At 49.7% G+C, this 12,137-nt stretch carries 3 protein-coding genes; all 3 read right to left on the reverse strand.

Features of this window, described 5'->3' with window-relative positions; genetic code table 11:
- Positions 1–332 precede the first annotated feature (332 nt).
- Complete coding sequence (locus tag H581_RS37280) at positions 333–5,021, reverse strand: discoidin domain-containing protein (RefSeq protein WP_245600090.1); 4,689 nt, start codon at positions 5,019–5,021, stop codon at positions 333–335.
- A 369-nt stretch (positions 5,022–5,390) separates the two neighbouring features.
- A complete protein-coding gene (locus H581_RS0119365; RefSeq protein WP_028611464.1) occupies positions 5,391–9,074 on the reverse strand; it encodes a glycoside hydrolase in 3,684 nt (1,227 codons plus the stop codon).
- A gap of 229 nt (positions 9,075–9,303) precedes the next feature.
- Positions 9,304–12,129 (reverse strand): sensor histidine kinase, encoded by a 2,826-nt coding sequence (locus tag H581_RS0119375; RefSeq protein WP_028611466.1) that lies wholly within the window; start codon positions 12,127–12,129, stop codon positions 9,304–9,306.
- Positions 12,130–12,137: the final 8 nt, after the last annotated feature.

Consider the following 12,137-nt stretch of genomic DNA (forward strand, 5'->3'; position numbering starts at 1 on the left):
TTGATTTATTGGAAATAACGTCCCTCACGTCCGTTAGATTTCGATATCCGTGGTTTTCTTTGAATTAGCGTCTCTCATGTCCGTTACAATTTGGTCGCATACTTTTTCAGAATCGATCTACCAGTACTATTGGATAAACATTCTCACGTTTATGCAAACAACAAAACCCCTCTCATCCCAAGGCCGCAGCCGCGCAGCTGTCTAGCCTAAAGGGACAAAAGGGGTTATTTTTCGCGGTATCAACCCTGATTTCAACGCTCTGTAATTTTTTTCATATTAGCATAAGAAAAGTCGGTTTTCAATTCTTTTTGTGCCGGGGAGGAATACGAACGTTATTGTTCCGATAAATCATGTGGCACGGTGACCGTTACCGTTACTACGGTTTGATTGCCCGCTTTATCGGTTGCCGTATACGTAATGGTATAGATGCGGTCCTTCTCGGCGCGCAAGCTGAACATCGCAGTCTCCGTTCCAATTGCAGCCTCAATGTCGCCTAGGCCGGTGTCCGGTTGATTGCAGACGATTGAGGTTAGGATAACCGATTCAATGCCAGACCCGGCGTCGATTGCATCCAGCGATACATTCACGGTGCCCATTTTATGATTCGCCGGCCAGATAATCGATTGATCCAATTGAACGGATAGCTCTGGCGCCGACTTGTCCACGTTTACCGTAACCGAGTGCGGCTGTTCCGTATTGCCTGCCTGATCGACGCTCCAATAGACTAAGGCATGCGTTCCTTCTGCGGTCAAAGTAACTTCGTTGCCGCTCTGCTGCGCTCCGCCGTCTACCGTGAAGTAGGTTGACGTTACGACGGAATCAGTATCAACCGCATTGAAGCTTACCTTCGTATCCCGGTTGACCCATCCCTGCGGCGCATCATCCGTCGTAACCGGAGGCGTCAAGTCTGCGGCCTTCACTATCCCATGCAACCTCAGTTCGGCTATATTGCCAAACCAAGTGCCCGGATTGTAAATCCGGATATAACGGTACGGCACATTATTGCTAATGGCGAAGGCTTGCCATTCGGCTGTCGATGCAGCCGCCGACGTGAGAGTGGTCCATGTCGCATTATCGTTGGAGCCTTGAACCACGGTACCCTTAATTCGGGTATAGTAGCCATCTTGTCTCGCGATCAACTCGGCACCCGAAAGCGCGGCTTGATTGCCTTCTTTAAAGTCAAAGGTCACATAACTTCCCGTTCCGCTGCCGTTTAAACGGAAGTCGGATATTGATCCTAAATTGCCGTCAAACAGATTATTCACCGTTTGTAAGGTTCCGGCTGCCGTTCTTCCTGACGTTGAATCGATTAAATCCGCTATGCTGGCTGCATGAATCGCATCTGACTCATCAACAAGGAACAACGATGAGTTATCCGTGGTAGCGGTGGCCGAAAATCCGTCCGTTCCATCTTGCTGCTTGTAATGAACAGCAAATTTCACTGTACCGGCTGCTGCACCTTGATTTAAAGTCGCCGCTGCCGTCCAGTTGATGTTGTCTGTCGTACTAACCGACGCATTCTGGCCATGAATCGTGACGTTTACGTTATTGATCGCTTCCTTTGCTTTGAACGACAATTTCACCGTGTTGCCCGGAACGACTCGATTTCTCAAGCTCTGATCCGAGCTAATCGAAGCCGACTCGATTTTGTTTATGGAACGGACATCGCCATACAATCTCAGCTCAGCCATATTCCCATACCAGTTGTTTCCATTGAAAATACGGATGTAACGGTAAGGCACCGTGCTGTTAATCGTTAAGGTCTGCCATTCAGCTGTCTTTGCTGCTGCCGGGGAAATGTTCGTCCATGTCGTATTATCATTGGAACCTTGAACCACTGCACCGCTAATTCTGGTATAATTGCTATCTTGCCTTGCAAGCAGCTCTACTTTAGAAAGCAATGCTTGTCCGCCTTCTTTAAAGTCGAACGTAATGTAGCCTCCATACCCGCTTCCATTTACGCGAAAATCGGTAATTGTACCCGGATTGCCATCAAATAAATTTCCTGCCGTTGCCAAAAGATCGGCTTGATTTCTCCCGCTGGAATCGCTTAGGGAGGTCATATTCAGTATATCGCCAATCCATCCGGTCTGATCGGCAATGAACAGAGTAGAGCCATCGGTCGTAAAAATGGTTTCTGCTCCGTCCATTCCGGCTGCCGTTTTGTAATTGACGCTGAATTTAACGGTGCCTGCTTCAACAATTTGATCTACAACCAAAGTTGCCGTCCAGTTTATATTGTCGACTGTGGTAACAGCTGCAGCTTGACCTTGAATAATGACATTTACATCATTAATGGCTTCGGTCGACTTGAAGGACAATTTGATCGTGTTGCCTGAAACGATCCTATTTTTCAAGCTTTGATCCGAGCTGATGGAAACCGTCTCCAGTTTGTTTAACGTCTCATGGCGCTCTCCGTAGATTCTAAATTCAGCCGCCTCAAGCATGGTGCTCGAGGGCTCAATCATTTGCATCTTTAGGAAGCGGAATTGCTCATTCTCGAGACTGTCTTGCACCTCAAGTCTTTGCATGTCTTCCGTAACCGTTGTCAGGCCTGGAGTTAACCTGGTCCAATTTTGTTTATCATTGGATCCGAACATGGCAACGCCGCCTATGCGTTCGGGAAAACTGGCCCTTACCTGCAGCTCGAAAGCATTTGCCGAAATTTTATAATTGGGCCCAAAATCCATGTAATGGGTTCTGTCCTGCGCCGTAAAGAAGCCTACAAAACTATCGGCCGTACGATCCAAAAGGTTGGGGACCGCATTCCCAAAGGTGGAACTAACCAGCATATCCCGATAATTCACGCTTCCGTCAGTTAACAACGGCGTCAATTCTTGAAGACTTTGAACGGCATGGTTCAAGTCAAACAATTTCTGATAGAAAACGTTATCTGATGCGGTTGAAATCTGATTCATGACGTCGGCATGCACTTTTTTATATTGATCAAGCGTTGACGTCACATAGCTTGTAGTTTCTTGATATGGAGCAATTACTGCGGCAACTGCCGACTCCCGGTCATTCGTTACTACAATTTCGACGTCTTTGGTTGAAACCGTGGTTCCATCCGACGCCCCTACCACAAAGGAATAGGTTCCGGCCACAGTCGGCTTCCAGGAAAATGCGCCGGTATTCTCATCGATCACGGCACCCTCAGGCTTATGATCGATCTGATAGGTAACGACGTCGGTTGCGCCTGCGTCCGTTGCCGAAAAGTCGAAACCGACCGCTGCCTCGGACCCAACGTAGGTAAACAAATGTAATTCTGCGTTTCCTGCTTTGAACACCGGAGGCGTCAGCTGTGCTCCTGCGTTTACATGAATGTGGTCAATGTCAACCGTAGTGCCGGCTCCTTTTACCTTGAAATAAACGAGGTCGCCCATACCCTGGAAATTATTCATCGTATAGGTTACGTACTTCCACTGTCCCTTCGTATCCGGCAGCGTCAATGTATCGTCAATCCCGCGAAGCATTTCCATTTTGGCGGTGCCGTTGGTCCGAATCTTGAATCCAATCGTTTTCGCCCCGGTGCCGGAAGCGACAAGCGCAATTTTGCTACCCTCTTCCGTTGCCGTTATCTGGACGAAAGAAATATCTCCCTCTTGCTTTGTCGTCGAATGACTGTCTAACTTGGTGTAACGATCTTCGATTTCTCTTAAATCCGGATTTGTTACAGCCTTCGGAAGATTCTGCGTACCCTCGGCCTCGGCTTCTCTAGGAATATAAAGCCAATAATCCGCTCCTCCATCCGGCGACTCCCAATAGAAGGGCAGTCGCTTGGCAAACATCTCGGTAAAGTACGGAGCCTCTTCCTCCATATTTACGCCTGCCGCATATTTATAGTAATAGTAAAGGTCATAAACGTTGCCGCCAATTCGCCCTCTATACCCTTCTGCCAATTGTTTATAAATGATTGTCGGATTTCCATTCGCATCGGTATGAGCCGCTACCGGTGTCCACGGCGTATCGTAACCCAACATGAACCGGGCGAAATAGTCGGCAGCTTTTAAAATTCGTTTATCCAGAAATTCGAATGGATTCACGGCATTCTCCGCTGTGGAAACCGTGCCCTCCACCGGATCTACTTTTGTTCCCTGGGCAAGCAATAACCGCGATAAAATCTCCGCGTTGGTAATGTCTCCGGCGCCATGCGCTTGGTCCCTGCCCATTTCGACATGCTGAACCCTAGGGGGATCTACCGTCTCCCCTGTCACTATATTGGTGTCTACCAGCCTAAATAACGGTTTAATCGCGCCGTTTTGACCCTGGTCAACAGCCGTTTTGTTAACGGTGAACCACTCGACTCCCTCGTTATACCTATCACTGTTGCCGGTAAAGATATAACCCGACATCGCTCCTATCAACGGATAAAGATGCTGGTTCATAAAACGGTCATTCGTATGCTGAAAGGTTTCGATTACCGGAGTAATCAGATTTGTCGTGAAATCCTCCGTATCTTTATCCGTCCACTTCAGTTCTTCGGTTTGCGTGCTCGTATATCTTACTATTTCCGCAGCGGTAACCATACGGTTGAGCGGTATTCCCGTGTGAATATGCGAATCGGTAAAATACACGTATTTCGAAGGGTCCATCTGCGACCAAATTCGGATGATATGCATCGCATTGGCCCGATAAGCCTCATCACCGGTAATAACATACAATATGGCCTGGGTATAAGCCTTCAAACCGTCTGCTATAAATCTCGAATTAAAGCTTTGGCTGTTAAAAGCGTCAACCGCTGGTTTCGCCGGATCCGTGCCGCTCTGATTGCTTGACGTAACGGTCTTTGATGCAGTTGGCGATTTGAGCATTTCATTATAATAAGTAAACCAAGGTTCTTTCTGTGCCAGTACCTGCGTCCTCATATTTTCAAGAATATCCTTGGTAAGCCCGATACCCGGATGCTTGAATCCGCTCGCATCGATGACCTCATTAATCGTTGGTTGATCTTCCGTACTGAGCGTTTGCGCCGTTGCTTCCGTTGCAGATGCTTCCTGCGTCAAAGGCAGAATAGTTGCCATCAAACTAATGGAAACTGCGACAGATATAAACCTACTTTTAAAATTTAACCGTTTCAGAAACTTCATTCGTCATAATCCCCCATTCATGTGAACAATTGATCCTGGATGACTCAGCCTATCCCCCCCTCAACTCATACACTCTCCGCCACAGCCCCTTTCCTTGCATCAATCACTCCAGCAATTACAGAATCAACTCTATCAAAATGAAAACGCTTTATCTATTGCGATGTTATTCGATTTCATCAGATTTCTTTAAATCCTCCCCGAAATTTCGCGAAAAAAAGGGAGATGGCACAGTTGCCACTCCCTTAAATTCCCACACGCCTTCTAAATCGTGTCCGTTACGGTACTACCTTGGCAGACGGGACTTCACTTTTCGATCTTGATCCAGCTGACCATCGGCTTGGAACCGCCCGCCTTGACGACTTTCACGACGAGCTCTCCGTCCTCCACCGCGATATTGTCGAACGCTTTCGCTTCCCGATTCGAACCGATGACATAATCGGCAAGCTTCGTTTCTCCATTAATCGTCAAATTCATCGCTCGGTCGCTCGCCTTCCATGGATCGAAGAAGCCGACCGTCACTTTATACGTACCGCTTGGCAATTGGAATCGATAAGCAAGTCCTTTGCCATTCTCATTCCCATCGTATTGGCGAATCGACTCATAGGGGTCGGTCGGAGAAGTATGTGCCCAGGTCAGCCCGTTATCGGCTTCGTACCCCCATTTCATGCCCGTAACGGGGTCGCTTCCATATTGCTGCTCTTCTTGCGACTGAAGCGCTCCGAGAACTTCCCCGTCCTCCAATTGGCTTGGCGTCCCGTCGCCTGCGTCGACGTAATAGAGCACATTGCCGGCGCTCCGGCTTGGCGTCGCTTCCACGGAAACCGACTCCGCTTCCTCCGTGCCACGGATTGCGACCACCTTAAACGAATACGTCATGTCGTTTTGGAGTCCCGTCACGACCGTAAATCCCGGAGTCGCTGTCGTCTCGGCGGGACCGGAGCCGGTTCCTCCTGCTTCCTCGAACCGAATGACATAGGCCTCCGCTCCGTCAACTTCCCTATATTGCAGCGCGACTTGCCCGTCGCCCTCCTTCGTCTGATAGATTTCAGGCTTCGCTGTCAGATTATCCGCTTCCCTGGCCGCTTTCAAATAGGCGAACTGAGCGCCGGACCAGCTGTGAAGTCCAACCCGCCCGCTTGTGTAAACCGTATCCGTCAGATCGAAAATCTTATTTCCGTCAACATAGCCCTGAATTTGCTTCCCGTTCAACCGGATCTCCAGTTTATAATACCCGCCCGGTTTTGCCGTGAAAGCAACCGGAGGTGCCAAATTCTGCCCGTCTCTCCGGATAAACAGCACTCCATTCTCATAGCCGAACATATATCCTTTCGAATAGCTGCTGCCGCGGAAAGCGATTCCCCAATCCGCGTCCGCCGATGCATGCTTGGCAACCGCCGTAACGGTTCCGTCGATCAGCTGTACATTTTTGACGCCGAGTTCGCCTTGACCGTCTGCGCCTGCGACATGCTTCAGCAAGCCGTCTTCAATTGTCCACTGACTTAAATCCTGCTGATAACGAGACAGATCCGCTTGGTTAAAATCGTCCTCGAACCGGACCTCTTCATCTTTCGGCGTTACCTCCGTCTCCGAGTAACCGGTCCCATTCCCGCCTTTGCCGATCGTCGCCACGCGAACGACGACAGGCGATCCGTTCGTTAACCCTTCCAGCTCAATTTCGTTATTACCGGTCTGCACGGAATCGTTATTCGGCGAGCCGGAAACGATTTGTACGGTATAGCCTGCGGCGCCTTCTACCGGGGCAAACGCGATGAGCGCTTTTTGATTTCCCGGTATGGCAATAACCTTGCCCGGGGCAGGCACATCGGGTTTCACTTGGAATTGGACGGAAGAAAGACTCGCTTCTTGGCCGTCGACCGCTTCGATAACCCCGTAATAGGTCATACCGTTCACGAGCCCGTCGACCTGCATCGTGCCGCTTGGCGATTCGTCTATCGATTGCTGATCGTATTGTCCCGGCAGCGTGCCGTAACGAACGCGATAGGCGGGTACGCCAATCTCTGCATCGTAGGTTACCGCAAAGCCGCCGTCGGTGCCTTCGGCCGTTACGCCAGATGGTGCAAGCAGCTGCGGAGTACCGTATGCCCGCCCGGATGGCGGGCCATAACCGATCGCATTGCCGGCCCGTACGGTGACAAAATATGGCTCACCGTTCTCCAACCCCTGCAAGACGAAAGTTTCATCGGACATCAGCGTTATCGTCCGTTCCCGGATGTCGTTCTTCGCTCCGTATCTCACTTCAAAATCATAAGCGCCTTTCGGAGCGTTGAATTCGACTTGCAGCCCTTTATTCAGCGGCTTGACGCTTACGATCTCCGGAGCGTCCGGCTTCTTGTTCGCCTTGACGAGATCTCCGTTCAGCGTCACGACGGAACGGGCCGGAATGACCGTTTCGAACGTACCGTCCGCCTGAACCGGAACGTCTTCGCCTCTGGCCAGATCCCGGTCGGTCGACGTGATATACGGCTTCATGACAAAGACGGCTTCATGCTTATCGATTCCGTTCAAGGCAAGCTTAACGCGTTTATCCTCCGCGCTGTCATTGACGAAGACGGCCGTGACGGTCTTCTCTCCGTCATGCCGGTAAGCGGAGCCGAACAGTCCGCTCCGCGCCTGTTCGTCCAGCCCCGTTAACGCGATGCGGTCGGCGCCTGGACGTATGAATTTGCTGTAGTTGCCGAGCGCCCACAGCATTTTCGAAAGCAAAATATTTTGCTCGTCGCCCGGATTGTTGTAATCCGTATAGATCAAGCCGTCCTTATAATCTTCCTTGGAAACGGCTGTCCACCACTGCCAAGCCGATGCATTGGCGTGCGTCATATCGAAATGAATCGTTCTGGCGATGTACAATGCCGGATCGATGCCCAGGTCGCGGCCCGGCCCGTAATTACCGAGAATGCAGTATTCGCTCATCCAATATTTGGCGTTCGGATCGTATTTCTTCAAATTTTCGTTCAACAGGTCCCTCAGATACCCGAGGCGGTCATCGCCCGGATTGCTGTAATCGGACCAGTAGGAATGCGATGCGATTTTATTGCCCACGGCTTCCTTCAACTCCGGATCGCCGAGCAGGTCTTTAATATATTCACGATACTTGCCGACGCCCAGATTGTTCGCACCGCCCGTGTAACGTTCTTTATTCGCGAACGTCTTATAGACGTCATCATCCAGAAGCGCCGTGATCTCGACGCCGTCCGGCGCGCTGATCTGAGCATTTAGCCCGCTTGCTTGAAGCTGACGGTACAGCTCGAGAATGACCCGCTTTATATCGTCGTTATTATAGCGGTTTCCTTCCTGACCGGCCTTGTTCCAATCCCAAGTCGGTTCGTTAATCGGACTAATATAATCGAAGCTGATGCCTTCCTCCTCAAAATGCGCCAAGACGTCGGTCAAGTAAGCGGCGAATTCGTCTTCGTACCCTTCCTTTAAATTCGTGGAGCCTACGGTTGAATCCGGCTGTGCGTGCCCGTTCTTCGTCATCCATACCGGCGGGCTGTTGACGAAACCGATGATCGTATCCACGCCCCGTTCCTTGGCCGCGTTCAGGAACCATTGCTGCCCTGCCTGCTTGCTCCAATCGTATTCGCCATTCTCCACCATTTTGAACGCTTCCGAGCGCCGCCAAGGATTCGTAATAATCGCTTGGTCCGTTTCCGTGGATCCGGCTCCGATATTGAACCGCCACGCGGACAATCCGATTCCCTTCTCCCTGGAAAATAGAAGATCCGCAACGCGCGACTTATTGTCCTCCGTCCAGTCCTTTCCAAGCGGTTCCATCGACCATGCATCGGATGCGCCAAAATTATCGATCTTCTGAAACGTTTTCGATGCATCGACGGTTACGTTGGCGTCATACGAAACTTTCTTGCCAGCATCCGCAGCGAACGCTGAATTTCCGAATGGAGCGACGCAGCATGCAACGCTAAGCAGCGCTGCGGCCGTGCTTTTCTTTAACAGGAACCTTTTCAATCGAGTCTGCCTCCTTGACATGAAATAGGAATTTCCGTTTATCGATTACGGCATCTTCGCAATTGAAACCGGTTTCATGAAACCGGTTTCTAAATGCGTTAAAAAAAGAGGAATCCCACGATGCGGAATCCCGCTTCCTCGATTTTACATCGCGTCCTCTCAATTATCATCCGACTTCCTACCTAATTCCTGCCTAATGTTTGAGTCGAGAACCGCTTGTTTTGTCTCTTTATGCGGAATTATGCAAACCCTGTCCGGTCTCCAGAAGAGGCAAACAAAGCCGGACTGTTGTGCCGCCCATCAATTCGCTTTCGATACGGAACCCCGGATTATCGGGAAAATGAAGCTTCAGCCGGGCGCACACGTTTTTCAGCCCGATACCGCTTGAACCTTCCTGCGGACTTAACTCTCCATCCGTACCGTTCAGAACGGCCGTGACCTCCGCCAATCGTTCCTCGTCCATGCCGATTCCGTTATCGCGAATATCGATATATAGAAACTTCTCGTCGCTCTGGGCGCGAATGAGGATGCCGGCCCCTTCTTTGTATCCGACAAAGGCGTGTTTCATGCTGTTCTCTACGATCGGTTGAAGGGAAAATCTCAGGACGGACGCGTTCATTAAAGGTTCCGGAACTTCAATCATCAAATCGACGATATGGCCGAGCCGCATATTGTGGATGGCGATAAAATTCTTCACATGATCGATTTCTTTCTGCAGCGGAATCATAACGGAACCTCTGCCCACACTGTAACGAAACATATCGGACAAGGTACGGATCATGATGCTGACGTCGTGCATACCGTAGCGGATGCTTTTCATGTTGATGGACTCCAAGGTATTGTAAAGAAAATGCGGATTAATCTGCGACTGCAGCATGTCAAGCTCCGCCTTTACCTTGAGTGTGTTCATCTCCTTCTCCTTCAGCTTCGATTGGGCGTTCTCTTCGAGAATCCTCATGTTTTCCTGAATCAGGTGATTCATTTTGTGAACCATCTCATTGTAATTTTCAATCAGCATCCCGATTTCGTTCTTCGAGCCCCCTTGAACCAAATGGTCAAAATGCACCTTTGAAATATGGTTAATCGAGCCCATCAGCCGTTCGATCGGTTTCGACAGCAGATTGCTCAGCAGGCTCGCGAGCAGGAAGGAAAACAAGGATACCCCTAACAATACAAATAAAAAACGATAAAAATATTCCCTGTACTGGGCCTCGAACTCCTCTTTCGGGTACTGAAAGGTTGCGGTCATTCCCGTATTTGCCAGCGGATACGAATAGCTGAACAACTTCGTTGCGTAATCGCTCGAATACCGGTGAAATTGAAAAAGCTCCTTGTTCTGCCCGTTTGACACAAAGAAACCGGAAGATTGGAAATCCATATTTTTGAACAGGTCGTCTTTGGGAACGGCCAGCAAATAGTAAGACTGTCCTGTGTCGAGCGCTTTATTCAGCAGCGGAATTCTCTTCACGATCGCCGCATTATAGCGGCTGGCAATGTCCATATAGTCCGAAACCCAGTAGGATGAATCGGTATCTCTGAAGAGCGATTTATTGACCGTAAACAAATTAAGATTGTTCGAAAAGATGGAAGAGTAAAGCGCCGATCCTTTATTGTCGTACAGAACAAGATAGGCAAAGTTATTGACGCCGGGATAAGCGGCAATAGAAGCGTAATTAACCTCCGTGTCTTTATAATAAGGGATATTATTGGGCAAACTGTTCTGCTTCGTCAGAAATTCCTGCAGCTCCTGGCTGATCGTCAGCCGGTTGATTGTATTTTCCAGCCGCTGGACCCCCAGGTGGGCGGACGTTTTCGTCAGCTCGCCGATACGGCTCAGAAACTGTCCGGCGGTATTGTTGATGCTTTGCGTGAGCATGAAAGAATACAGCAGTCCGCTCGCAAGCGCAGGAACAAGGACGGATATAATAAAGGTGATCAGGATTTTATTTTTCAAGGACAATTCCCGGGAACCGCTTTTGAACAAATCGGCCGCGACGGACTTCAGGTTCAGGTCATCCGACAAGGACTGCCTGCGCACCGCCATGGATAATTTGCGGAAGGGAACGAAAATTTTCTTGGAGCGCACAAAACTGACTCCGAAGGTTAGCAGAAGGGCAGCTGCCGCAATCGCTATAAAGATGACCACGACCCGGAGCAGCGGAGGATTGAGGTCATCTGCAGAATAAAGATAAGTAACCTGGTATGGGAACAGCTCCAGCTTGTTTCTTTCTGCGACGTACGTTTCATTTCCATGCGAGAGCCTTCCGGTGCCGACTGCCGTCGCATGAATCACCAGGTCCGGATCGGTTATGCTGCTCCAGATCGGCTGGCCGCTCTCGTCGCTCACTACAACAGGGATGTGTACCTCGTCACGGTCCTCTTCGGCGGCATTAAATAAGTCTTCCTGCAAGACAAAGACGACAAAAATCCCGATATTGCCGTTATTGATCACCAGTCTGCCGGAGGTTTGGGATACAAAGTCTTTCAATTCATCGTTCATCAACGCTTGATTTTTCGCCTGAAGTCCACCCTGATCGAATCTTAAAATTTTACGGTTGTTTTCGACCAGAGCATTTGTCCAGCCCTGCGAATCGAAGGCTTCCTTATTCAAACTAGGCAGCACATGCAGATCCGGTTCGCCGATCTCCTTCCTGTAGGAGTACTGGTTTCGGTCGGCGCCGATCAAATAGACGGATTTATATAGGGAAGGCGACAGGTTCAGCGCGTTTAACTTCTCGTTAAGCTCCTCCGTCGCCTGACGAATCGTATCTTTATCCCTTAACGGCAGGAAACTGGCCGAGTATTTGCGCAGGTCGTTTTTCTCAAACAGGTCCATCGTGTTGTTGATTTCAGCAATAATCGTTGTCAGGTTTTGCCCGTAAAACGTCTGAAAACCTTCTTTTTCATTCGCTTGAATGACTTGGCTGTTTTTATTCAAATAGGAAAATCCGGTCCATACCAGAATCAGCTGCGCGATCAGGCTTAATAGAAGCGCAAGCACGGTGATGCGTTTAACCGTAGGTTCAAACCTGTTCGTTCTCAGCAGTTCTCTCATGGATGCTC

The organism is Paenibacillus harenae DSM 16969, from assembly GCF_000422465.1.
In the GTDB taxonomy this organism is placed as follows: domain Bacteria; phylum Bacillota; class Bacilli; order Paenibacillales; family Paenibacillaceae; genus Pristimantibacillus; species Pristimantibacillus harenae.